Origin of the sequence: Acinetobacter sp. BEC1-S18-ESBL-01 (assembly GCF_014169935.1) — a bacterium.
In the GTDB taxonomy this organism is placed as follows: domain Bacteria; phylum Pseudomonadota; class Gammaproteobacteria; order Pseudomonadales; family Moraxellaceae; genus Acinetobacter; species Acinetobacter pittii.
This window is the reverse complement of the sequence record NZ_AP022302.1, coordinates 2,590,692-2,615,749: the sequence shown is the minus strand read 5'-3', so window position 1 is coordinate 2,615,749 and position 25,058 is coordinate 2,590,692. Positions and strand designations below refer to the sequence as shown.

Below are 25,058 nucleotides of genomic sequence, written 5' to 3'. Positions count from 1 at the left end.
TAACTTAGAGGTATAAAAACCGAATATGACTATCGTCTAAGTTTATAGTAAAATGAATTTTCTAATTTTTTCAACATTTCATGAGTTCTTCAGATTATGTCTAGCGCAATTAAACCTAGATCAACAAAAAAACTAAGCCAGATTATTGTAGAACAACTGATCGAAAAAATTCAGTCTGGAGACTTCCAAGTCGGAGAGAAAATTCCGACCGAACTTGAATTAATTGAAACTTTTGAAGTAAGCCGTTCTGTTATTCGTGAAGCAATCACTGAGTTGCGTTCTTTAGGGTTTGTCGAGACTCGTCACGGGATTGGTACTTTTGTAAAAGAGCAGACGGTTGAACAGAATTTTTTGCTGTCTAATGCCAGTTTAGAAACCATTAATGACATTATTTCCTTGCTTGAGCTTAGGATTAGTCTTGAGTCTGAAGCTGTCTTTTTAGCATCTGAGCGCCGTAAGCAAATCCACATCGATAAAATGAAAGCTGCGCTTGAAGACTTTGAACGACATATTTCTTCAGATGCAAATGATGGTACGGTAAAAGCTGACTATGATTTCCATATTGCCATTGCTGAAGCTTCTGAAAACCAATATTTCGTTGATTTTTTGAAGTATCTGGGTGAAAAAATTATTCCACGTGCACGTGTTAAATCTATTGAGCAAAGTCCTGAAAATCGCGAAGAATATTTAAAAGCGGTTCACCATGATCATGTCAATATTTATAACGCAATTGTGGATCAGGACGGTTTATTGGCCCGACAAATGATGCGAGCTCATTTGTCTAAAAGTATTAAAAAGTTTAAGCAGTAAAGCTTGAGCTAAGATCAAGATAAAAAAGAGAGCCTGTTTAGCTCTCTTTTAATTTTATAAGGCGCTATTTACAGCTAAAGTTTTCGGCTTTTTCGCTATCACCTTGACCATTGTAACGGGCAATCAGCGGGTAAGGGCAAAGTGGACGGGTGCGGTTTGGTGCCCAGTCTTGTGGAAGTTCAGTATTCACTTGACCACTCGGGTTACCTGCACCGCGTGCAGTTGCAATGATTTTGTCAGGTGCTTGCCCATATTCCACCCAATTAACTAAAGCAGTCAATGCGTCAAATTGGTCGGTCGCAATGCCATCACGGGTATGGTTCATACCCGGAACTCTAAAGAAACGCGCAAATTCAGGCGCTGTACCTTTTGCATCATTTTTATAGTGTTGTAGCAGTTGATCGTACCAATTTTGAGTGTCATCTACAGAGAAAACGCCGTCTGCTGTGCCTTGTACCACAATCATTTTTCCACCGTGATTACGGAGTTTATCTAGATTGAGTTCATCGGGTGGCATCATGAATGACATGGAACTTTCGGTATATACATCATTGGTTGCCGAGAGTTTTGGATAGTCGGTATCGAAGTTAAAATTAAAGGCAAATTGTCTAGAGTTTTGAGTCACAGTTGGGTCTGGTGGAACCTGAAAAAGAATACCGACTGCAACGGGGTCACGTGCTGTTCCCACCGAAGATTCGAATTTCCAGCTTGCCCAGTTACTACCGACTAAACCCGGGTCGAAAGGTTGGGTTGCATAGAGTGCTTGTCCAGCCGAATTTACAGGACCACGGTAAATATTGGCTAATACATCAATTTGTTCGGTACTTAAACAAGTACCATCTCTTGTGCTTGGGCAAACGGGTACATCTTTGTGAATATCAAAAGCCTTACGGCAAGATTCGACATCTTGAACCAGTCCATCTGCAATACCGTCTAAAGCATCGCATCGATCTAAAATCGCTTTTGCTAAAACTTTACGCTCTGGAAGAGTAAGAGCGGTACTTAGGTCATTTTCATCTGTTGCGACACGACGAAGCTGCTGTGCGGTGTAGAGTTGGGCTGCGGCTGCACGAGGTAAGTGAAAACCCGGTGTGCTTGCTAAAATTCCATCATATTGGTCACCCAAACGAGTTGCAGCAATCATGGCATGACGTCCGCCGTTCGATGTGCCGCCTGCATAGGAGCGGTCTGGCAATTTACCATATGCGGCTTTAATTAGTTTTTTTGCCATAGGCGTGAGTTTGGTAATCGCACCGTAGCCGTAGTTAATTCTGGCTTGAGGGTCTAAACCAAACATTGGATTTTGTGAAGCATTATGTCCGGCGTCGGAGGAAATAACAGCAAAACCATCATGTAGGGCATTGGTGAGTGGACCACCGCTACCAACCTGACCCGTTGCAGGGACTAAATTGCCATCGGTTCCGCCATTGCCTTGATAGAGGAAACGACCATTCCAGTCTATTGGTAAGCGCATTTCAAAACCAATTTGATAGGTTTGTCCATCGACAGGGCTTACCCGTTGATCCATATAACCTTTGACCAAACAATGTGCGCCAATCGGTTTGTTGGCGACCGTCAATGTGCCTGCTTCTTGAAGGGTAGCTGAGCTAATAACTGTATTGTTGTATTGAAATCCGAGTAAGTCTGAACAGCTTCCTGTCATTTTTACGCCCACAGCCGGAGACAACTGAGGTGGTTTTGTTGTTGAGGGAACAGTTGTGTCATCATTATCACTTCCACAGCCTGTCAAAGCGCCAAGCATGGCAAGCACTAAAGCGGAGTGGGTCAAAATTCGTTTATTGTTGGTGTAATTCATTTATTCATATCCTTATTGAATGAATGGTTGTAATTAATCTAAAACCAGAAAATTAGCAGTGCTTCGTGCAATCATTTTGTTGTTTTGCCAAGCTTCACTTTCGAGATTCAGTACAGTTTTGCCTTGTTTAATGAATCGGCATTTCGTAATGACTTCTCCCACAACACAGGGCCTTAAAAAATCCATTGTTAAGTTGATGGTGGTGGCGGGTTTACTGTCATTTGCAAGAAATGCAAAAAGCCCCATCACATCGTCAAGCATGGCGCAGATCATGCCGCCTTCAACGGTGCCGCGTGGATTGGTAAAGCTTTCTAGCGCCGTGTAGTGGATGGTGAGTTCAGTGTTTTTGTCATTCCAATGGATATTATGTCCACCCAAATGCTGATGGATGGGCGGTAAGTGTTCTAAAGTTTTTTGATCCATAATGAAGGCTCCATCCTTTTTGTAGGTGTTATAAAAATTATTATTTCAGGGTATAGGCATCATAAATAACTGCTTTACCCAAGCGCATTGTACTGCCTACCGCAACGGTCTGATTGAGCCATGAATATTTAGGTGAGCTGGTTTCAAACTGCATGGTAATTTTGAAATAGTAATTTTTCGGGTCGACATCTTTGCCTTGAGCAAGCTGTTTTAGTGTTTCTGCTGAGCCATGTCGGTAACCTTTGGTTTGAAGATAAATCAGTGCACCGTCATCGGTTTCTAACAAATATCGCGTATCAATAATGGCTAGTCCTTTACTGTCGACAATTTGCCAATCTGCGCCATTATTTAAAATGCGGCCCTTAAGTGATTTCCCTTCGAATGTCCCACCTGTAATGGGAATAATTCGGCGTTTACCTGCATCACTGGTCGTGCCTAATTCCCAAACAGGCGCATTTAGATCAACACTAAATTTTGCTAAAGGCTCAAGCTGAATGGGTGGTGGGCTATATTGCGTTTCTGCATGAGTCAGGCCAATGAGACAAATTCCGCAGAGTAGCGTTACAACTTTCTTCATGATGAATTTCCCGAAATAAAAAGAGGTTCTATGTGTGACAGAACCTCTGGTTTTAATTATTTAAATTTCCATGTGTAGTCGATGTTGATACGGGTTTCGTTTACAGGTTTGATATTGGCTGTAGAGAGCATGTTGTTGTCATAAATGGCATAGCGCGCGCGTAGCCCTAGATTTTTTAACCAGCCACTTTGAACGGTGTAGCCTAAATCAAAGTCTGTTTCGCGTTCTTTTAAATTGGTCCCACCTAAGTTAGGTGCATAAATATTGTGACCTGTGGTGTAACGAGTCATAAAACGTAAACCCGGAACATAATCTTTAAAGTCATATTCATAACGGAAGCTATAGGCTTTTTCTTTTGGGTTTAAAAACTCGCCCGGCCAGGTATCAATAAGAAGTCCAGTTTCACCGCCAGTCAAATATGGAAAGGCGGTGTCGCCATGATGTTGGAAAGTCCCAAAAATAAATTTATGGTTTTGATGTTTGAGTTCGAAATGCGCATGATAGAGGTCATTATCGACTAAGCCTGCTTTTGCCTGTCCGTCATCTCGGCTGCGGTAGTAACGTAATTGAGAGCTAAAGTTGGTGGTGTCATTAATTTTATGTTGGTGTAAAGCACCGACCATGGTTTGGTTATAAAGATCATCAACATCCATGTAGAAAGCGGTGAGTTTGAGTGCAGGATTAAACTGATAGTTTCCACCTAAATAATAGAGTCCATCAGTTTCCGCACTTTTAAAACGTCCATTCACCCCAGAAATTTTAATTTTTTCATAGTTGGTCGAATCCCGATGATTCACTTTATCGAGGTAGGCTGCCTGTAAATCAAAATCTTTAATATCTTTACTGGTTAGTGAAATGCCTCGATAGGTTTGAGGAAGCAAACGAGCAGGTGACGCTACTAAAACAGGGTTCATCGGCATTAGCGTACCAATACGTAGCTCGGTCTGGCTCATTTTCGCTTTTGCTGTGACCCCAATTTCGCCATAAGAGTCAGCAGGTTCATTGGTGCGCGTGTCTCTAGGTAAGTTACCTGTACCTCCATGCTCTGCATCGGCATCAAGTTTAAAACCCGCCGTTGCAAGCACATCCAGCCCAAAACCGACAGTCCCTTCGGTATAACCTGAATTGGCTTTAAGAATAAACCCCTGTGTCCAGTCCTTGGCAGCAGGGTAAGCAGATTGCTCTTGGTAGTCGCGGTCAAAATAGAAATTTCGTGTGGTGAGTTCTACTGAACTGTTGTCAATAAAACTGCCAGCCCACACTGAACCTGAGAGCATAAGGGTAGAGTACATCCATAATTTCGACATAGCATTTCTTCCTGAAATATCATTTTTTGTTTTCAACAAGGCATAGTTGTTGTGTCTGCCTTGTTTGGTTTTTAAATCGAATTATTTTCCGAGCAGTTCTCGGGCCACGATTTCTTTCATAATTTCATTGGTTCCCCCATAAATTTTTTGTACCCTTGCATCCACAAAAAAACGTGAGATTGGGTATTCCTGCATGTAACCGTAACCACCAAAAAGCTGAAGTAATTGATCAATCACTTCACATTGGACCTCGGTGATAAAGCATTTGAGTGCGGCAACTTGAGTGACGCTTAACTGGTGTTGTTGATACAGCGCTGCACATTGGTCTACAAAAGCTTGAGCGGCTTTTGCTTTAATTTGCGCGTTTGCGAGTACAAACCGTGTGTTTTGCATTTGACTTAAAGGTTGTCCGAAAGCTTTACGTTCTAGTACATAGTCTTTGGTCAGTTCGATGGCGCCTAAAATTGACCCCAACGCCATCATTGAAATGCTTAAACGTTCACGAGGTAACTCTTGCATTAAATAAGCAAAGCCTTGTCCTTCTTCACCCAAACGCTGAGTTGCAGGCACATAAACATCATCAAAAAACAGTTCGGCTGTATCTTGGGCATGCAGCCCGATTTTTTGTAATGAACGGCCTTTTTTAACGCCATCTAACGCAGCATCGACTAATAAAATGGAAATGCCTTTTGCTTTAGTTTGCGGATCAGTTTTCGCAACCAGAACAATCAGGTCGGCATGCAAACCATTTGAAATAAACGTTTTTGAACCATTCACGCGGTAGTGGTCATTTTCTAAAATCGCTTGAGTGCGTATGGCTTGTAAGTCTGAGCCAGCATTGGCCTCTGTCATGGCAATTGCAGTCACGACTTCACCTGTCACCATTTTTGGTAGCCAATAACGCTTTTGCTCTTCAGTTCCAATATTTTGCAGGTAAGGAGAGACCAACTCATTTTGCCCGCCAATGGCAACCGCCAAAGATGCAAAACCAGCTTGAGCAGTTTCTTGAACCAACATGAGTGAGTAGTGCACAGGAGCGCCGTAACCGCCATACTCCTCGGGTACATCGACGCATAAAAAGCCATTTTCCCCAAGACGAAGCCATAGATCACGTGGGATAAGGCCATCGTGTTCCCACTGTTCGTAATACGGGGCAACCTGTTCTTTTAAGAACCTGCGATAGCTATCCCGGAATAGTTCAAATTCTGTATCGTGTGGCATGTTGAACCTTTTTTTGGCAAAAGTGAGGCTAAGGCTCAAACCGAAATTTGAGCTTCCTTTTCTATTTCAATTGCTTATTGTTTTAAGGTGGGTACCCGAATAATCAGCGGGTTATCAGTCTGCTTTTGATAAAGCTCATCAATTAAAGCGGCACGACGTTTCGTAATACTGCTTTGATTGAGATTGCCTTTATCTGTCACTTCGCCTGCATCGAGTTGAGGTGGCTCGGTCATTAAATAAAGCATTGAGACTGTATTTGAGCTGCCAGTCGCATCTTTATTAAAGGTGGTTAAAAATTGGCGGAACCATTGTTGGACTTTAGGATGCTGTAATATCTCTGTTGCAGAATGTTCACCAAGCTTAAGACCTGCATATTGAGCACACGCTTCTAGTTTTGGAAAAATCAAAAAGCCAACCGCATTTAGGTTTGAACCAGTAATACAAACATCTTGAACCAGTAAATTACCTTGAATCAGTACTTTGTTGCGTAGTGTGCCCACATTCACAAAAGTACCTGTATTGAGTTTAAAGTCTTCTGCAATTCGTCCGTCGTACATCAGTCCTTTAGTTGGATCATTCACATCGACTAAACGCACAGCATCACCCGTATGGAAAAAGCCTTCATCGTCAAACACAGTGCTTTGCTGGTCTGCCTTTAGACGCCAATAGCCTTTCATGACATGCTTGCCACGGACACAGAACTCAAGTTTGTCACCACATGGAACTAGCTTAATTTCGCATCCCGGAGCAGGGTAACCAATAAAGCCAGCCATTACGCGTGGACCAGTGGTAAAAGCACAAGAGGGAGCAGTTTCGGTCATGCCCAAGCCGCTCATGATGCGAATTTTTTCTCCGCAATGTTGCTGAGCAATTTTATCGAGTCTGTTCCAGCCCGCTTCTGAAAGCGCTGCACCTGCAAAGAATAGAATTTTAACTTTGGCAAAAAAGCGGTCTCTTAATTCTTCATCTTTTTCTAAAGCTTCGGTGAGTTCTTCCCAACCTTTTGGCACATTTAAATAAACGGTTGGAGAAATTTCTTTCAGATTACGAATGGTTTCGTCAAATTTTCCTGCAACGGGTTTGCCATCATCAATGTAAATGGTACCGCCGTTATAGAGCGCAATACCGACATTGTGACTGCCACCAAAGGTGTGGTGCCAAGATAGCCAGTCGAGTAGGACAGGCGGTGTTTCTTCAAACTCAGGGAAAGTTTGCAATAACATTTGCTGGTTAACACATAACATTAAATGCGTGGTCGGTACAGCTTTAGGCAATTTGGTAGAACCTGATGTAAATAAGAATTTGGCAATCTGGTTTTCATCAAGAGTTTGATAAAACTCTTGAACATTTGAAACAGGCGTATCTAACAGCGATTGAAAAGACGTACAGATCTGATCGCCTACAATACCTTTATTGGTCACCACTTCAATATCGGATGTAATGCATGCCTGAATGGCTTTGGCAAAAGCTTGTCCATCGCTGGCATAGACCATACCAGGTGTAAGCACTTCAAACACATGTTTGAGTTTGCCAAAGTCTTGAGAAATAAGAGAGTAGGCAGGGGAAATAGCCGAGAAAGGCACACCTGCCAACATAGCACCCATAGACAGTGTTAAATGTTCGAGATCATTACCACTTAAAATAACGAGTGGTCTCTCTTGGCTTAACTTACGTTCATGTAAAGCTTGAGCAATGTGCCATGCACGTTGTAAAACTTCTGCATAACTCAGTTTGACCCATTCACCTTGAGCATTGCGTTTTGCTGCAAAAATATGGTCGGGTTGGGTTTGTGCAAAATGAATTAAACGATCTGTCAGTTTTTGTGGATACGGTTTTAATTGCTCTTTTGGGCTGATATAGAGCGTGTCATCTTTATGGTGATAATGAATATCATGTTGCCCTAATTTTACGAACCGTTCGCGGTCTTGTGATTGAGTGGCATTCATTTGCATTTCTTTCACTCCATGGAAAGTGCATCACTGCGCTTTACTTTTTGCATCATGCAATTTTTATTTAATATGTTGTTGTCCGCATTACCCTAACTAAATCGGGTAATGACGTGATTGGGTCTGAATGGTGATCCAGCGTAGTTCGGTAAATTCGGCAACAGAGACTTTACTACCAAAACGTCCGTAACCACTCGATTTTGTTCCGCCAAATGGCATTTGAGCTTCGTCATGTACGGTTGCGCCGTTAATATGACAAATACCCGAATCAATCTGTTTAGCGACTTCTAATGCCTGCGAAATATTTTGGCTAAACACTGCTGAAGAAAGGCCGAACTCGCTGTCATTTGCCAGTGCTACGCCTTCTTCAATGATTGAAAAACGTTGAACTGTGCATACAGGTCCAAATGATTCTTCACGGTAAAGCAGCATGTCAGGTTTAATATTGAGCACCAGTGTCGGTTGCATGGTGGTATCTTCAATATGAATACCTAAAGGTAAGTCAGCACCTTTGTTTTGGGCATCTTCCAGCAAATGCTGAATACGGTTTGCAGCACGGCGACTTTCTAAAACACCGAGTACATTATCTTTTGAGGTTGGATTACCTGCCTGAATAGAGCGAGTTTTCTCAATCAGCTTTTCAATAAACTGGTCGGCAATTTTGTCTTGAACCAAAACACGTTCGGTCGACATACATATTTGCCCTTGATTAAAGAATGCTCCAAAAGCAACTGCATTTACGGCTTCATTAATGTCAGCTTCATTTAAAACCACGACAGGCGCCTTACCACCCAATTCAAGTAAAACTGGTTTTAAATATTTAGCAGCAGTCTCGGCAATAATTTTTCCGACTTTGGTTGAACCCGTAAAATTAATGCGTTTCACAGCGGGATGAGACACTAAACGCTCCACGATTTGTGGTGCATCTTCGGCGGCATGCGTAACCACATTCACGACACCTTCACCCAGACCTGCTTCATGTAACACTTCACCAATGAGACGATGTGTTGCTGGGCAGGCTTCCGATGCTTTTAACACAACCGTGTTACCACAAGCCAAAGGCATAGCAAGCGCACGCGTTGCCAAGATGACAGGTGCATTCCAAGGTGCAATGCCAACAATGACACCGCAAGGAACTCGTACACCCATCGCAAGATTGCCCGGCACATCTGATGGAATCAGACTTCCGTCAATTTGTGTGGTCATGGCTGCGGCTTCACGTAACATGTTGGCAGCAAGGTGAACGTTAAACCCATACCATGTTGCAGTTGAACCTGTTTCTTGCATTCCAGTTTCAATGAATTGCTCGGTTTTTTGGTCCATTAAATCGGCTGCTTTTAATAAACGTAAGCGACGTTCGGTAGGCGAGAGTTTCGACCATACTTTAAAAGCTTGTTGTGCCGATTCGATTGCACGGTCAACATCTTCCAGTGTTGCGGCAGCAGCTTTACTGGCCACTGATCCATCAATTGGGCTAATACGCTCAAAAGTTGCTTGATTTGATGCATCAACAGATCGACCGTGAATAAGTAACTGTACATTTTGCATGGGTTGTGTCCTTACATTGCCATTAGAGAATCAAAAGTTAACCAGTACGTTTATAGCTCTGTAAACCTGGTTTAATTGATTTTTCATCTAAAAATTGTTTCAAACCTTCTTGACGGCCATTTTCTGTATCACGGTGGATACATTGATCAAGTTTGGCATATAAGTAGTCTTCGTTTTGGTCCCATGTCAGTTCGCGGCAACGCTTAAAGCCATTTTTAGCGGTACGAAGAACCACAGGGTTTTTCTCAAGTAAGCAATTTGCAAGTTCAGTCACTTCTGCTTTTAATTGGGCAAGCGGTACGCTTTTATTCACAAGGCCCATGGTTTCAGCTTCTTTACCACTAAAGGTTTTACCCGTCATGATGTAGTACAAAGATGCACGATGACCTACGGTATCTGCCATTGCTTTGCTTACAAGGTTGCCCGGTGGGATCCCCCAGTTAATTTCAGATAAACCGAAAGTTGCTTCATCTGCTGCAATTGCGAGGTCACAAGCCACTAAAGGTGAGAAACCGCCTCCAAAGCACCAGCCGTTGACCATAGCAATGGTTGGTTTTGAATACATACGAAGAAGTTGCCACTGCCAGCGACAAGAGTCACGGCGAATACGTTCTTGGAAAATTTCAGGCTGAGTGTCGACTTCACGGAAATATTCCTTCAAATCCATACCCGCTGTCCAAGAGTCACCAGCACCCGTCAAAACTAAAACACGCGCATCTTGATCAAGCTCAAGAGTTTCGAGCACATCAATCATTTCACGATTGAGTGTTGGGCTCATGGCATTTTTCTTTTCTGGGCGGTTCAGGGTGACCCATGCAATTCCTTCTTCAACTTTAACATCTACTGTTTCCCAGCGGTTTTCATAACTCATCTTCATACTCCTTGAATGATTTTTAGCTGTTCTGGGATTTAATCTAATATCAGTTAAACTTACATTCAAGTCTTTTTTATAAAATTTCATAAATATTTTTTAATTCATTGTATTTTAAATGTTAATTATTTTTTAAATTAATTTAATATAAAAATATGTTGATTTTTTAGTAAGTTTAACTGATATTTTGGTGTGTTTAAAAATAATACACAAAGGGCTAAATGGAACGACTAGTCAATAAAGGACAACACAATGGAAAAGATATTAGGACAGCCTTCAAGGGCAAAAATCACGTTGCTACTGTGCTTTGCCATAGCAATTTTTGAAGGGTTTGATCTTCAATCAATGGGGGTAGCCGCCCCACGAATGCGGGCTGAGTTTATGTTAGACAATGCCCAGATGGCGTGGGCATTTAGTGCTGCAATTTTAGGGACGTTACCAGGCGCAATATTAGGCGGTAGATTTGCCGATATTGTCGGGCGTAAGAAAATTCTAATTTTTAGTATCTTACTTTTTGGAATTATGTCTTTGCTAACGGCTTATGCTGCTAACTTTAGTTTGCTGTTACTCATTCGTTTTTGTACAGGTTTAGGAATGGGTGGGGCATTACCAATGATGATTACACTTGCCTCTGAAGCTGTACCTGACCAGCACAAAGGTACTGCTGTTAGCATCATGTATAGCGGCATTCCTTTTGGCGGATTACTCACTTCTGTTGTCGCCATGTCGTTGGCAGGCGATGCAGAGTGGCGTCATATTTTCTATATTGGTGGGATTGCACCTATTTTACTCATTCCACTGATTATGCGCTTTTTACCTGAGTCAAATGACTATTTACAACGTAAAGTTCAAGCGCAAAAAACGACACCATTTTTGGAAGTTTTATTTGCGAAAGAACGTCGGATGTCGACGATTCAGCTTTGGATAAGTTTTTTCTGTACGCTGGTAGTCCTATATTTCTTGTTGAACTGGTTACCATTGCTGATGGGTGCGCAAGGCCTATCAAAACTACAGGCAAACTATGTACAGATGGGCTACAACGTTGGCGGAATTTTAGGTTCAATCCTCATGGGCGTATTGCTTGATAAATTACGCATGAGCTTTGTGATTAAGCTGATTTATCTCGGCATTTTATTCTCACTGTGCTGTTTAGCAATTTCTCCAACAGTGGCTTTACTAGCACTTTCGGCAGTGGGTTGTGGCTTATTCATTGTGGGTGGACAATCGGCGTTGTATGGTCTGGCAGCCATGTATTATCCAACCGAAATGCGTGGAACTGGAGTAGGTGCGGCAGTTGCAATCGGGCGTATTGGTTCTTTTGCTGGGCCTTTAATGGCTGGTTTTTTACTCTCACTTGGACAAAGCTCGACCATTGTAATTGGTTCAAGCATTCCAGTGATTTTAATTGCAGCGATCTCTGCATTACTTCTTGTCAAAAAACCTAAACAGCCTGTACATTTAGTACAAAGCTCAGGTGCTCGCTAAGTTTTAACGAAAGTATGAGGTTAGAACCTCATACTTTCACTACAGATTTTCTTATGATGATTGAAAGGTTATGGTACGTTCGAATTCAGTTCAAAAAAAAGTAGAAGATGAGCCTAAGTTAAGTTACATGATTGCTCGTGTTGACCGAATTATTAGTAAACATTTAACAGAACATTTAAAAGAGCTTGAGATTACCTTGCCGCAATTTACTGCACTTTCTGTTTTAGCTTCAAAAAGTAATGTATCCAATGCCAAACTTGCTGAGCGCTCTTTTATTAAGCCGCAATCGGCCAACAAAATTTTGCAAGATTTACTGGTGAATGGCTGGATTGAGAAAAAACCAGACCCAACACATGGTCGCCGTATTTTAATTACCCTGACTGAAAGCGGTGTCGAAAAGCTAAATAAATGTAATGAAGTGGTTTTAAAAGTTGAAGAAAAAATGCTTGAAGGCATTGATATTAACTTGGCTTATTTAATTCGGAATAACCTCGATATTATGGTGAATAATCTTAAAAACCTTTAATTGAATGTGGTTTTTAAATTAATTTATTAAAATCTACAGAAATGCTTAAGCACTGATTCACACAGAAAATTTATTTCATTTTGCAAATGAACTTGCTAGCATCGAAGTGACGTTTTTGGTGATGTGTGGCAGCGAATGTCTTCAGGACAACAAGTTTTACTTAAACTAAGAAAAATGATTATTTCAGGGGAACTTGAAGGCGGTGCCAGAATTGCCGAAATTCCGACTGCCGAGTTACTTGGTGTTTCAAGGCAGCCTGTTCGTATTGCCTTTCGCTTGCTCGAGCAAGAAGGCCTTCTCATTAAAAACCCAACTCGTGGTTACACGGTTCGTGAAATTTCAGAGCAACTTGTTCATGATGCGCTCGAAGTACGCGGTGTGTTGGAAGGGTTGGCTGCGAAAACTTTGGCAGAACAAGGCTTAAGCGAAGAGCAGAAAAAGACGCTGCAACATTGCATTCAAGAAACTGAAAAACTATTTAATGAAACAGACGAGTTTGGTGATGCTGAACTGGAACGTTATCACCATTTCAACGTCATTTTTCATGACACGATTATTGAAGGCGCGCAAAACGTCGCACTCATCCAAGCCTTAGCGAAAAACAATCAATTGCCGATGGCGTCTGCTCAAGCCATTACCTATGACCAGAATCAAGCTTTGTCTGAATATCGTCGTTTGCACTATGCGCATTTACAGCATTGTTCGATTTTCGATGCATTGGTACATCGTCAGGCAGGGCGTGCTGAAACTTTAATGCGTGAGCACAGTAGTGTGGTGATTTTGGGTGAAACGCTAAGAAATGTTCTCAGCGCTTAATGTGAAAGAAGTTCCTTTATTTTCGAATAAAGGAACTTGAGTATTAAAGCTCAATCACAAGATTTTTAGTTTTTGCACGAGAACAGCAGGGCGTAAATTGGTCGTTCAAAGCATGTTCCTCATCGGTCATAAACATATCTCGATGATCTGGTGTGCCTTCTACAACACGAGTAATACAGGTACCACAAATGCCTTGTTCACACGAAACAGGAATATCAAAACCATTTGCAATTAATGCTTCAGTAGCAGTTTGCTCTGGTAATACTTCAATTCGGCGGCCCGTACCTTTAACTTCAATGGTAAAAGCTTCATCGTTGGACGTATCTACTTTTTGCGCGACAAAATGTTCTTGATGTAATTGCTTGTTGTGCCAGCCAGCTTGTTCGGCCGAGCTCATGACAAACTGTATAAACCCTGTAGGCCCACACACATATAAGTGTCTATCTGGTGAAGCTTGGCCCAAAACTTCTGCCATATTACATTCAGTGTCTGGTTGGTCTTGAATATGAAAATGAACTTGGGCACCAAAGTGCTCGGTTAAGTTGCCATAGAAAGCAATCATTTCATGGCTACGAACAAAGTAGTGCAATTCGAAAGGTATATTGGCCGACTTAAGCCGATATGCCATCGACAAAATAGGGGTAATACCAATACCCCCCGCAAATAAAACTGCCTGTTTGGTTTGTGGGTGAATCTCAAATAAATTACGCGGTTCACCAATTTTTAAATGGTCACCTTCACGATATTCAGTGTGGATGCAACGTGAACCACCGCGTGAATTGGCATCATGTAAAACACCAATGACATACCGATGCTTTTCAGTGCAGCAGTTTGAAAGTGAATATTGACGGGTGAGACCATTTTTAAGATGCACATCAATATGTGCACCTGCCTCAAAATTAGGTAGCTCCGTACCATTTGCTGCAACCAATTCAAATGCACGAATGGTCGGGGTAAGCTGGTGAATTTTTTGAATAATAACGTCCATGTTCATACTCCTTTAAATAATCCGAATGTTTGGAAACTTCTGTGCGGATGTTTCAGGAGGCGTTTTATTTTCTTCGGCAAGCAGTCGCTCAATCACCTTACGAGACTGGACACCGCCTGCGTCGATATTAAGCATCAGTAACTTGCGATGTGGGTTGTTTAAAATGTTTTGCTGCTGTTGCTCCAGCATTTCTAAATCTTCAGTAAAGATTTTGCCTTGTCCTTCACGAATTTGATCGGTGAGTTCAGCATTATCTGGCTGGAAATTACGCGCCATTCCCCAGAAATACCAGTGAGAGGTTTCAGTTTCCGGTGTAATAAAATCGACCACGATTGAGGACACTTTTTTGTCTTTCGGTGCGTGATAACCGCCATGTCCAGCATGTGCGACACCCACTTCAATATGAACATTACTTGGAGCAAAGAAGTGACAACGTTGCCAACGATCAACTGGTACATCATCTGCTAAGTGGTTGCCGCGAAGGGCCATTTGCCAAAATGGAGGTGCGATCACATTTTCCATATAGCGTTCGGTAATCACATGGTCACCGTCAACTTTAGTGACTGGCAGGGCTTCATCAATCTCTTTTTGCCCGATGCTGCTTGAGTGAACATAGGTCTCGTGGGTTAAATCCATCAGGTTGTCGACCATTAGGCGATAGTCGCACTGAATGTGAAACAGGCCTCCGCCATAGCTCCATTCAGGATGATCTGCCCATTCTAAAGTTGGCAGTTTTGCTTCATCTGCTAAAGCTTTCTCGCCTGGCCATATCCAAATAAAACCGAACTTTTCAATAACTGCATATGATTTATTGCAAGGAAAACCATTTACACGTTGAGCTGGCATTGAGACGGTCTTTCCATCACAACCCATAACTAAGCCATGATAACCACATACAAGGTTTCCATCTTCGACATAGCCAAGTGAAAGTGGGGCGCCGCGATGGGGACAAAAATCTTCAACGGCTGCAACTTGGTTTTCTTTACCGCGATAAAAAACAATTTTTTCACCACAAATAGTGCGACCTAATGGTTTGTCTTGGATTTCTTCTGGACGGCAGGCAACATACCAAGCATTTTTAATAAACATTGTGACGACTCCTTATCACTTATTGGATCCAATTTATAATAAATAAAAATATTGGTCAATTGATAAGCAGTATATTTTTTGAGAAATATTGATCTTTAAAGTTGGTTAAATTGTGTATTTTTAAGTATTGTTAAGGACTTCTACTATTCTTTGGAATTTTAGGGCGAAATTTTTATTGGTTTTTATTTGGATCCATAATAGCTTTAGTTAAGCCATTATGGGGGTGTAAAGATTTAGAAATTAACCGTGTAGTGAAGCATCATGCGCTGTTCATCCAAACTTTTGCCATGTTTGGTGTCGTAATTTATATTTAAGAAAAGAAACTTAAGATTTTTAACCCAAGCATTTAGATCGTACTGAATCAACACGTCACTTTCTTGCTCAAAATCCTTTTGGTTCATGGTCTGAAATGAATCGCCATAAATATATTTATAGGTGATTTTTAAACCCTTGATATAGTCTTTAAAGTCATACGAGGCAACGAAATGATACGACTTTTCGTCTGCTTTGGTAAACGCGCCTAAGGTCCAGTTCACCATATGGGGGATCGGCATATTGTCGAGTTTTGGAATACCATCTTTGCCAAAGTTTTCTTGATAGCCAATTCCGGTTGTAAAGTTGCCATGTTTGATAAAATGCATAGCGCCTACGGATGTATTGTCATATTCTCCAAGTTTTGATTTGCCGACATCATCATGGCGAAACACACGTAATTTTGTGGTGTGCTGCTTTGTCCATTGATAATCAAAAGCTAAGTAACTTTGATTGATGAGGTCAGTTAAATAGCCACTATAAAATTTCCAATGATATTGAGGCGTTTTCCCATCCCACTGGAAAAAGTAAAGCCCATCAGATTCATGTTTTGATATGGCGAGTTTGTGGTAGTCCTCCTCATTTTTTGGTGAATAACGGTTAATCAAACCCAGCTCGAAATTTTGTTGTGGTGTCTTATATTTTAATTCTAAGCCTTTATAGTTCACCCATAATTGATGTGTATCAACTTGTGGGGTAAGGGGTGAGTCGGGAATAATTTCCCCTATATTCATGCGAAAGTTTTGATATTCAACTCCAGCACCTAAGCCATATTTAACTTGATCTTGTGCTTGTTTCTTAGTGTTAGGGTCAAAAGGTATGACCATATCATTGGTGTGTTGGTCGCTACTTAGGCGATAAGCATATTGAATGCTTGGATTGAGGTGGAGCTGTACATCATTAAGCTTGGTTGACCAGTCACCACGATAAATCAGACCTTGGCTCAAGCTATGAGTATCGGGACTAGTACCATTTTCATATTGTCTGTCGAAGTTGAATGTTTTTAGTGTGAGTGTATTTTGAAAATTAACATCTACTTCACTATGAGCTAAACAACAGGCAAGGGTTGTCCCTGAGAAGAAAATCCCATAAATAAAAATATGCTTCATTTTTAAATCCGTTTAAAAGCGTTTTACTGTTCTAAATCCGACATGGCTGGTGGCAAGGTCGAGTTCCTGTGGATGCCTCGCGGCAGCACGATAACGCGCGCAATAGTTGGTTGCACATAAATAAGATCCACCTTTAATCGTGTATTGCAAAATCTGTTCGTGACTTTGCCGATATTTCGATGGATCCCCCATATGGTGATCTCGTGGACCTGTATAGGGTGTTTGCGTCCATTCCCATACATTGCCAATCAAGTCATATAAACCAAATGGGTTTTTACTAAAACAGCCAACAGGGGCAACATCCTTAAAACCATCTTCCTGAACATTTTTGTATGGAAATTCACCTTGCCAGAAGTTGGCTACAATATGGCCTTCATGAGTAGGGCCAATATCGGAGTTTTGCTGAAAACCTTTGGCTGCATATTCCCACTCAAGCTCAGTCGGTAAGTCATGACCTAGCCAGTTTGCATAAGCGTAAGCATCATTCCATGTCACCATACGAACAGGCTCGTGAGGTGCTGGTTGTTTAGGGTTGTTTGGGCCCCATGGGTGTTTCCAATTGGCCCCTTTTTCAAATTTCCACCACTGTAATTCTTCAACTGGATGATCTGGCTGTACAAACATAGCTGCGCCGCCTTGCTTCTCTGCATCGGTGACATAACCCGTTTGTTTAACAAACTCTTGAAATTGGGCATTGGTGACTTCAGTTGCATCAATTAAAAAAGCGGGAACGGAAGTTGTCTGTAAATTTAATGGGCGTTCATCTTCATAACCTTGTGTGGTGCCTAGAACAATTTTTCCTTGCGGAAGCTTGGCCATGCCTGCTTCTTTATTGTTAGGCCATCCCGAAGGAAGGCCTGAATAAGAATTACATTTAGCTTTGCTGCCTAAGTTGGGCAAGGTGGTCTGTTCTAGTTGAGGTGTAGTTTTTTGGCATGCACAAAGTAACAGGAAAGATGAAAGCATTATGATCTGTTTCATCTGGTTTTCTCTACTTTTTGTTGTATTGCTCAAAATCCACAACACCATTTTCATCGGCATATCTTAAATATTTGTCATTTAAGACTTTGACGATCTCAGGATGGGCTGCATAAACATTATGTTGCTCATTAAAATCTGTTTTTAAATTGTAGAGCTCCCAGCCATGGCTCTTAAATTTAGAAGGTGAGTTTTCAACAAGTTTCCATTCGTCAGTTTTAGCGTAGCGGCTGCCATGTAATTCTTTGAAGTCATAATAATTAACAGGACGAATACGGGCTGTATTATCTTTAAAAGCAGGAATTAAACTAAAACCTGATGGTTTGATTTTGGTACTAGTTGCTGGATAAATTTGACTATTTTGAATGCCTGCTAGCTCCATTACAGTGGGGAATATATCTCTGACTGTCGCAAAGTTATTGTTAATTCCACGTTGTTTAGAAATTTGCACAGGTGATTTAACAATAAATGGAACTCGAACTCCACCTTCTGAAGCGGCTGATTTCCAATAAGTAAATGGCGTACTACTTACTTCAGCCCATCGTGGTCCCATATAAACATATGAGCTGGCGTTGCCTATATTTTCATAGCGATTGTCGGCATCACCCATTGGGAAATTATGATCACCACCCTCAGCGCCGTTATCTGACATAAACACAATTAAAGTATTGTCATATAAATGATGCTTTTTAAGATATTGAATGACATCGCCCACGCGGTCGTCTAACTGGGTAACCATGCCCGCATAAACTTCCATTTTACGCGCTTCATATTTGCGCTCTTGTGGGGTGAGTTCATTCCAGCTTTTGGTGCCTAAAGCTTGATTGCCAAGTTCGACTGGGTATTCTACATTTGCAGGAATTAATCCTAATTGCTTTTGTCTAAGAAAGCGTTGTTTACGAATTGCATCGTAGCCTTGATCATATTTGCCTTTATATAGGTCTCTATAGTGAGCAGGTGCTTGTAGTGGCCAGTGTGGAGCGGTATAGGCGAGGTAGGCAAAAAATGGTTTTTGCGCTTTATTTTTGTCTAAATATTCAAACGCTTTTTGTGTAAAAAAGTCGGTCGAGTAGTAGTTGTCAGGCAAAGTGGTCTTTTGACCATTTTCAGTATATTGAGTGTTGCGCGGATAGTTTTTAGGTTGGTCTTTAAAATGTAAATCGAAGCCATCGAGCAGAGCAAAAGATTGATCAAAACCACGGGCTTTAGGGTTTTGATCGGGCGCATAGCCTAAGTGCCATTTACCAACCATGAAGGTGTAATAATCTTTTGTCTTTAAAATCTCTGCGAGTGTATAAGCATTTTGCGTTAAATGACCTGAATAGCCATCAATTTTGAGTAGTGCACGCGGACTATCGGCGCCAACCAATTTTTCTTGTCGTTTTGAAGTTTCATACATGGCACCTAAACCCACCAAGTGATTATCTGCACCTGTCATAAGCTGTGCACGAGTAGGTGAGCACATTGATGAAGCATGAAAATTAAAAAGCATTTTTCCTTGCTTTAACAGGCTATCAATATGAGGGGTTTTAATTTCGCCGCCATAAGCGCTAATGTCTGAAAATCCAAGATCATCGGCCAAAATAATCATGATATTAGGTGGTTGTTGGTTTTTGGGAGGTGCTGCTTGCGCTGTGTAAAACAATTGGCCGGCAAAAAAAAGTCCCAATGTAAGCTGGCTTACTCTTTTGAGTTTCATAACAACAATCCTTTGAAGTTTTAAAATGCATCTTGCATTTCCTGGAAATAAACTGAGCTTTTTTGGCTAAAAAATGCTCTGGAATCGATCATAATGGATTTTTTAATATGGATCCATAAAAATATTCAAGCATTCTAGTTTTATGTTTTTAATAATTTTATACTTATATAATTTATGTGTTTATATACTTTTTAATAATCCATTTATAATTTTAGTTGATTTTTTGGATCCAAATATTCAGTATAGAAAAAGAGCAGGATGCTCAAAAAACAAATATTCCTCTAGGTCATTATGGATACGGATATGCATAACCACCCAATCGCTCTTATCGGCAATGTCGTGTGTATGTCTTATCCAAGGGAGATACACAAATGGAAAGAGACGTTCTAAGTGAGATCAATCAAAACAACATGAGCCGTTACCAATGGTTCGTCATTTTGATCTGTATTTGTCTCAATATTATTGATGGCTTTGACGTGATGGTAATGGCATTTACTGCTCCATCCGTGTCAGCAGAATGGTCACTTTCAGGGGCACAAATAGGCTTGTTGTTAAGTGCTGGCCTTTTTGGAATGGCTGCCGGTTCCATTTTTCTTGCACCTTTAGCCGATAAAATCGGTCGCCGTTTACTCATCTTGGTTTGTCTTGTCATTGCAGGTCTGAGCATGTTGGGCTGTGCTTTTGTACAAAGCCACGGCATGTTAGCAGCACTTCGGTTTATTACCGGAATTGGGGTGGGTGGCATCCTTGCTAGTAGTAATGTACTGGCAAGTGAATATGCCAATGCTCGCTGGCGCAGTCTTGCTGTGAGCTTAATGTCTACTGGTTATGGAATTGGCGCGACACTTGGCGGGGTACTATCACTGGCATTGATTGAGCATTTAGGTTGGCGCTCAATCTTTTTAGCAGGAGGGGTGACTACCATTGCAATGCTGCTGATCAGTGCATGGTTATTACCTGAATCTTTAGATTACTTACTCGCAAAACGACCAAATCAGGCACTAGAACGAATTAATGCAACTGTAAATCGTATGGGGCTAAACGAATTACCCGTTATGCCGCGTTATGAAAAAATCAGCACGCAAAATGGTAGTGAACTGGGCAAATTATTTGCTGGACAACTTGGATTTCAAACACTTTGTTTATGGTTTGCCTTCTTTTTAGTGATGTTTGGCTTTTACTTTGTGATGAGCTGGACACCAAAAATTCTTATTTCAATGGGTATGTCGCCACAACAAGGCGTAAGTACCGGTATTTTAATTAGTATTGGCGGGATTTTCGGGGCAGCCATTATTGGTTTATTGGCATCACGTATGAAAATCTTTTATGCCTTAAGTTTGTTTTTAGGGCTAACCTCGGCATGTGTTTTCCTATTTGTCGCAGTTTCTGCTCAAGTCAGTATTGCACTCATGGTGGGGTTGTTACTGGGCACACTTATTAATGGCTGTGTGGCAGGTTTATATTCGATTTCTCCAACAATTTATGATGCCGAAATTCGTAGTCGCGGTGTGGGCTATGCGATTGGTTTTGGACGAATTGGGGCAATTTTATCGCCAACGGTCGCAGGCATTTTTTTAGATAAAGGTATAGCACCCGCAACGCTGTATGCCTATTACGGTGTGGTGTTTATTTTGGCTATTTTCCTGATTTTAAGTTTGGGTAGTGCTTTTTACCGAAATAAGAAAGAGCAAAGCTACTCACTTAAAACAGCACCTTAATCCATTAAAAATTAAATAGTTGAGATAAAAAATGAAAAAGACACCATTATGGGTGGGGGTATGCTTGTGCCCATTATTTAGTCAAATTGTGCATGCCGAGTTTATTGCAGACAGTAAAGCTGAGCTGACACTACGTAATTTTTACTTTGATCGAGACTATAAAAAAGATCCATATCCCTATACAGCAGCCAGAGATTGGGCGCAGGGTCTAATTTTTAAAGGACAGTCTGGTTATACCGAAGGGACAGTTGGGTTTGGTGTAGATGTACTGGCAATCGCAGGTTTTAACCTAATGGGAAGCCGAGCTGATGACTATGCGCGTAGTGGCTTATTACCAGTGAATACCGATAACTCGCGTGATGATTATTATGGAAAAATAGGCATTACAGGAAAGGCTAAATTTAGGAAAAATGAACTTTTTGTGGGGGACTTAGTTCCACAATTACCGACCATTTTTTCATCGCCAGCGCGTTTGTTCCCTCAGACTTACCGTGGTATCCGTTTTGTTTCAAATGAAATTCCAAATCTTCAACTCGAAGGCTTTTATGTCGATGAAGTACGTCAACGTGATTCAATTCGTTATACCGATGTTGGAACAGACAATATCAACCATCGTTTTGACAAAGCGGCAACTACCGATTCTTTTTATACATTAGGTGGAAGCTATCAGTTAAAGGATTATCGTCTACGGGCTTACCATGCTGAACTCAAAGACATTTACCAGCAACAATTTTTAGGTTTTAACGGCAAACAACCTTTAAATGATCAACTTAATTTTTTAAGCGACGTGCGTTTTTTTAATAGCGAAGAAACTGGAAGTAAAAAAATAGGAGAGCTCGACAACCGACATATTAGTGGCTTATTTGGTTTGAACTATCAAAATCATACGGTTTCTTTGGGCTACATGCAGTCGTTTGGCTCGACTGGTCTGCCTTTTTTGTCGGGAACCGAAAGTCCGGTTGTGCTTGATTTTATGAGTTCGGACTACTCGAATAAAGATGAAAAAGTCTACTCAATTCGTTATGAGTATGACTTTAAAAATGCGCGGGTAGGTGATTTTTCATTAAATGGATTACGCTTTATGACTCGCTATGCAAAAGGTGAAGACATTGATTTATTGCAATATGGCGACCAACGTTTTAAAGAGGAGTCGATGGAATTTGATTTGGGCTATAAAATTCCTGAAGGTAAGTTAAAAGGCTTAGGTATGCGAGCTCGTTTTTCTCACTATCGCAACGATATGCCAAGTAATATGACATTTCATTCGACAAATGAAACGCGGTTGAATGTCGATTACACCTTTAAATTTTAATGTTCAATATTTATTAAATTAAAGACAAGTTAAAACATTGTGAGCAGCAATGTTTTAACTTTAGTTATCAACTGCACAAAATCCCTCTATAATACCGCCAATCTTATTAAAGCCAATTGAGTCTCTCATTAAACACATGGCTTTAATCTCTCATTTTTTTAAGTCAATTTCTTCGCTGTGATTCGGCTTATTTTTCAATATTTAGAATTTTATGTGTCTGTGCTGACACATAAAAATATTTAGGTGCCAGCATGGAAATCAAGGTTAATTATCTCGACAATCTTCGACAGGAAGCTAAGTTCGATGACTTTACGGTAATTGCCGATCAACCAATTCGCTATAAGGGTGACGGTTCGGCACCGGGCCCATTTGACTACTTTTTAGCATCGTCAGCATTGTGTGCAGCGTACTTTGTAAAAGTGTATTGTGCAGCTCGAGATATCCCAACCGATAACATTCGTTTATCGCAAAATAATATCGTTGATCCTGAAAACCGCTATAAGCAAACCTTTAAAATTCAAATTGAATTACCAGCCGATATTTCAGAGAAAGATCGCCAAGGGATTTTACGTTCGATTGACCGTTGTACTGTTAAAAAAGTGATTCAAACGGGTCCTGAATTTATTATTGAAGAAGTTGAAAGCATTGATGCAGATGCGCAAGCATTGTTATTGCCAAGTCTAACTTCAGAAACCCATACTTTTATTCAAGGTAAAGACCTGCCATTAGAAGAAACTATTGCCAATATGTCTGCCATTTTGGCAAATTTGGGCATGAAGATCGAAATTGCGTCTTGGCGTAATATTGTTCCAAATGTATGGTCGTTACATATTCGTGATGCCCAGTCTCCGATGTGCTTTACCAATGGTAAAGGTGCAACTAAAGAAAGTGCTTTGGCATCTGCATTGGGCGAGTTTATTGAGCGTTTAAACTGTAATTTCTTCTATAACGACCAGTTCTGGGGTGAAGATATTGCTAATGCTGAATTTGTGCATTATCCAGATGAAAAATGGTTTAAACCGGGTCCAAATGGTGAATTACCTAAAGAAATCTTAGATGAATATTGTCTTGAGATTTACAACCCAGATGATGAGTTACTTGGCACACATTTATATGATACCAACTCAGGCAACGTAGAACGTGGCATTTGCTCGTTACCCTTTGTGCGCCAGTCAGACAGTGAAGTTGTCTATTTCCCATCAAATTTAATTGAAAACTTGTACTTAAGTAATGGTATGAGTGCGGGCAACACTTTGGCTGAAGCCCAAGTTCAATGCTTGTCAGAAATTTTTGAACGTGCTGTTAAACGTGAAATTTTAGAAGGTGAAATTGCACTTCCAGATGTTCCTGAAGACGTATTAGCAAAATACCCAAGTATTGTTGCTGGTATTAAAGGTCTAGAAGAGCAAGGCTTCCCTGTATTAGTGAAAGATGCATCACTAGGCGGTCAGTTCCCTGTAATGTGTGTAACTTTAATGAACCCGCGTACGGGTGGGGTGTTTGCATCTTTCGGTGCGCATCCAAGTTTTGAAGTTGCATTGGAACGTAGTCTGACCGAATTACTTCAAGGTCGTAGTTTTGAAGGCTTAAATGATTTACCTCAACCGACTTTCCAAAGTAATGCAGTCACTGAACCAAACAACTTTGTTGAGCACTTTATTGACTCAAGCGGTTTGCTATCTTGGCGCTTCTTTAGTTCTAAATCTGACTATGACTTTGTTGAATGGGATTTTTCTGGCGAAGGCGAAGAGTCGAATGCAGAAGAAGCTGCAACATTGTTCGGCATTCTCGAAGAGATGGGCAAAGAAGTGTATATGGCAGTGTACGAGCACTTAGGTGCGACTGCTTGCCGTATTTTAGTACCAGATTATTCAGAAATTTATCTTGTTGAAGATTTGATTTGGGACAATACAAATAAGGCACTTTCATTCCGTGAAGATATTCTAAATCTCCATCGTTTGGATGATGAGCAGCTTGAGGCATTGGTTGAGCGCTTAGAGGAATGCGAGTTAGACGATTACACTGAAATCACCACACTCATTGGTATTGAATTTGATGACAATACAGTTTGGGGTCAACTCACTATCTTAGAATTGAAATTGCTAATTTATGTTGCTTTACAACAATTTGAAGAGGCAAAAGAGCTTGTCGAAACTTACTTGCAATACAACACCAATACCGTTGAGCGTGGCTTGTTCTATCAGTGCATGAACGTGGTGCTTGAAGTGATGTTAGATGAAGAACTAGAGCTTGAAGACTACCTGACTAATTTCCGCCGTATGTTTGGTGACACACGAATGGACGCAGTATTAGGTTCTGTCGATGGTAGCGTTCGTTTCTATGGTTTAACACCAACAAGCATGAAACTAGAAGGACTTGATCGCCATTTACGTCTGATCGAGAGCTATAAAAAATTGCATGCAGCTCGTGCTAAAGCCGTAGCGATGTAATTTAAAAAGCGAAGGAAAAAAGCCTATTTTTAAATAGGCTTTTTTTATAAAACAACT

The 25,058-nt window shown here is 40.9% G+C and carries 20 protein-coding genes; 7 read left to right on the top strand and 13 right to left on the bottom strand.

Annotation, left to right across the window (positions count from 1 at the left end):
• Positions 1–96: 96 nt before the first annotated feature.
• On the top strand, positions 97–810 hold the full coding sequence (locus tag H7R46_RS12365; protein ID WP_000092886.1) for a FadR/GntR family transcriptional regulator: 714 nt from the start codon (positions 97–99) through the stop codon (positions 808–810).
• A 64-nt stretch (positions 811–874) separates the two neighbouring features.
• Here H7R46_RS12365 and H7R46_RS12360 read toward each other — a convergent pair whose 3' ends face one another.
• The 8 genes from H7R46_RS12360 to H7R46_RS12325 all read right to left on the bottom strand — a co-directional run bounded on the left by H7R46_RS12360 (position 875) and on the right by H7R46_RS12325 (position 10,525).
• A complete protein-coding gene (locus H7R46_RS12360) occupies positions 875–2,626 on the bottom strand; it encodes a tannase/feruloyl esterase family alpha/beta hydrolase (protein WP_005070435.1) in 1,752 nt (583 codons plus the stop codon).
• Positions 2,627–2,659: 33 nt separating this feature from the next.
• Positions 2,660–3,049 (bottom strand): PaaI family thioesterase, encoded by a 390-nt coding sequence (locus H7R46_RS12355; protein ID WP_005070434.1) that lies wholly within the window; start codon positions 3,047–3,049, stop codon positions 2,660–2,662.
• 40 nt (positions 3,050–3,089) lie between these two features.
• On the bottom strand, positions 3,090–3,626 hold the full coding sequence (locus tag H7R46_RS12350) for a DUF3237 domain-containing protein (protein WP_005070433.1): 537 nt from the start codon (positions 3,624–3,626) through the stop codon (positions 3,090–3,092).
• Between the two features lie 56 nt (positions 3,627–3,682).
• Positions 3,683–4,933: an OprD family porin gene (locus H7R46_RS12345; protein ID WP_000041308.1), complete on the bottom strand. Its 1,251-nt coding sequence runs from the start codon at positions 4,931–4,933 to the stop codon at positions 3,683–3,685.
• Between the two features lie 81 nt (positions 4,934–5,014).
• The gene (locus tag H7R46_RS12340; RefSeq protein ID WP_005070432.1) at positions 5,015–6,154 is read right to left on the bottom strand and encodes an acyl-CoA dehydrogenase family protein; all 1,140 of its coding nucleotides are present in this window, start codon (positions 6,152–6,154) and stop codon (positions 5,015–5,017) included.
• Between the two features lie 74 nt (positions 6,155–6,228).
• A complete protein-coding gene (locus tag H7R46_RS12335) occupies positions 6,229–8,115 on the bottom strand; it encodes a feruloyl-CoA synthase (protein WP_171066748.1) in 1,887 nt (628 codons plus the stop codon).
• Between the two features lie 81 nt (positions 8,116–8,196).
• Positions 8,197–9,648 (bottom strand): aldehyde dehydrogenase, encoded by a 1,452-nt coding sequence (locus tag H7R46_RS12330; protein ID WP_005070430.1) that lies wholly within the window; start codon positions 9,646–9,648, stop codon positions 8,197–8,199.
• Positions 9,649–9,685: 37 nt separating this feature from the next.
• Entirely contained in the window at positions 9,686–10,525 is an 840-nt protein-coding gene (locus tag H7R46_RS12325; RefSeq protein ID WP_170825830.1) for a p-hydroxycinnamoyl CoA hydratase/lyase, read from the bottom strand.
• 246 nt (positions 10,526–10,771) lie between these two features.
• Between H7R46_RS12325 and mhpT the strand changes: the two genes are divergently transcribed.
• The 3 genes from mhpT to H7R46_RS12310 all read left to right on the top strand — a co-directional run bounded on the left by mhpT (position 10,772) and on the right by H7R46_RS12310 (position 13,346).
• The gene (gene mhpT / locus H7R46_RS12320) at positions 10,772–12,004 is read left to right on the top strand and encodes a 3-(3-hydroxy-phenyl)propionate transporter MhpT (protein WP_005070429.1); all 1,233 of its coding nucleotides are present in this window, start codon (positions 10,772–10,774) and stop codon (positions 12,002–12,004) included.
• A 70-nt stretch (positions 12,005–12,074) separates the two neighbouring features.
• Positions 12,075–12,530: a MarR family winged helix-turn-helix transcriptional regulator gene (locus H7R46_RS12315; RefSeq protein WP_005070428.1), complete on the top strand. Its 456-nt coding sequence runs from the start codon at positions 12,075–12,077 to the stop codon at positions 12,528–12,530.
• A 123-nt stretch (positions 12,531–12,653) separates the two neighbouring features.
• Positions 12,654–13,346 carry a GntR family transcriptional regulator gene (locus tag H7R46_RS12310; RefSeq protein WP_005802836.1) on the top strand — a complete coding sequence of 231 codons (693 nt, stop codon included), beginning with the start codon at positions 12,654–12,656 and terminating at the stop codon, positions 13,344–13,346.
• A gap of 43 nt (positions 13,347–13,389) precedes the next feature.
• Here the strand turns inward: H7R46_RS12310 and H7R46_RS12305 are convergent, their stop codons facing one another.
• The 5 genes from H7R46_RS12305 to H7R46_RS12285 form a co-directional block, all read right to left on the bottom strand.
• Positions 13,390–14,334 (bottom strand): PDR/VanB family oxidoreductase, encoded by a 945-nt coding sequence (locus tag H7R46_RS12305; protein WP_182924211.1) that lies wholly within the window; start codon positions 14,332–14,334, stop codon positions 13,390–13,392.
• Positions 14,335–14,346: 12 nt separating this feature from the next.
• A complete protein-coding gene (locus tag H7R46_RS12300) occupies positions 14,347–15,423 on the bottom strand; it encodes an aromatic ring-hydroxylating oxygenase subunit alpha (protein WP_005070426.1) in 1,077 nt (358 codons plus the stop codon).
• 233 nt (positions 15,424–15,656) lie between these two features.
• A complete protein-coding gene (locus H7R46_RS12295; RefSeq protein ID WP_005070425.1) occupies positions 15,657–16,844 on the bottom strand; it encodes an OprD family outer membrane porin in 1,188 nt (395 codons plus the stop codon).
• A 12-nt stretch (positions 16,845–16,856) separates the two neighbouring features.
• A complete protein-coding gene (locus H7R46_RS12290) occupies positions 16,857–17,810 on the bottom strand; it encodes a formylglycine-generating enzyme family protein (RefSeq protein ID WP_080631214.1) in 954 nt (317 codons plus the stop codon).
• A 25-nt stretch (positions 17,811–17,835) separates the two neighbouring features.
• Positions 17,836–19,521, bottom strand: coding sequence for an arylsulfatase (locus H7R46_RS12285; protein WP_005070422.1), 1,686 nt, complete (start codon positions 19,519–19,521; stop codon positions 17,836–17,838).
• Positions 19,522–19,892: 371 nt separating this feature from the next.
• On the opposite strand from H7R46_RS12285, the gene H7R46_RS12280 reads away from it, so the two are divergent.
• The 3 genes from H7R46_RS12280 (at position 19,893) to H7R46_RS12270 (ending at position 25,001) form a co-directional block, all read left to right on the top strand.
• Positions 19,893–21,239 carry an MFS transporter gene (locus tag H7R46_RS12280; protein ID WP_005070421.1) on the top strand — a complete coding sequence of 449 codons (1,347 nt, stop codon included), beginning with the start codon at positions 19,893–19,895 and terminating at the stop codon, positions 21,237–21,239.
• Between the two features lie 31 nt (positions 21,240–21,270).
• Positions 21,271–22,551: an OprD family outer membrane porin gene (locus H7R46_RS12275; protein ID WP_005070418.1), complete on the top strand. Its 1,281-nt coding sequence runs from the start codon at positions 21,271–21,273 to the stop codon at positions 22,549–22,551.
• Between the two features lie 251 nt (positions 22,552–22,802).
• Positions 22,803–25,001 carry an OsmC domain/YcaO domain-containing protein gene (locus H7R46_RS12270; protein ID WP_182924210.1) on the top strand — a complete coding sequence of 733 codons (2,199 nt, stop codon included), beginning with the start codon at positions 22,803–22,805 and terminating at the stop codon, positions 24,999–25,001.
• Positions 25,002–25,058 lie beyond the last annotated feature (57 nt).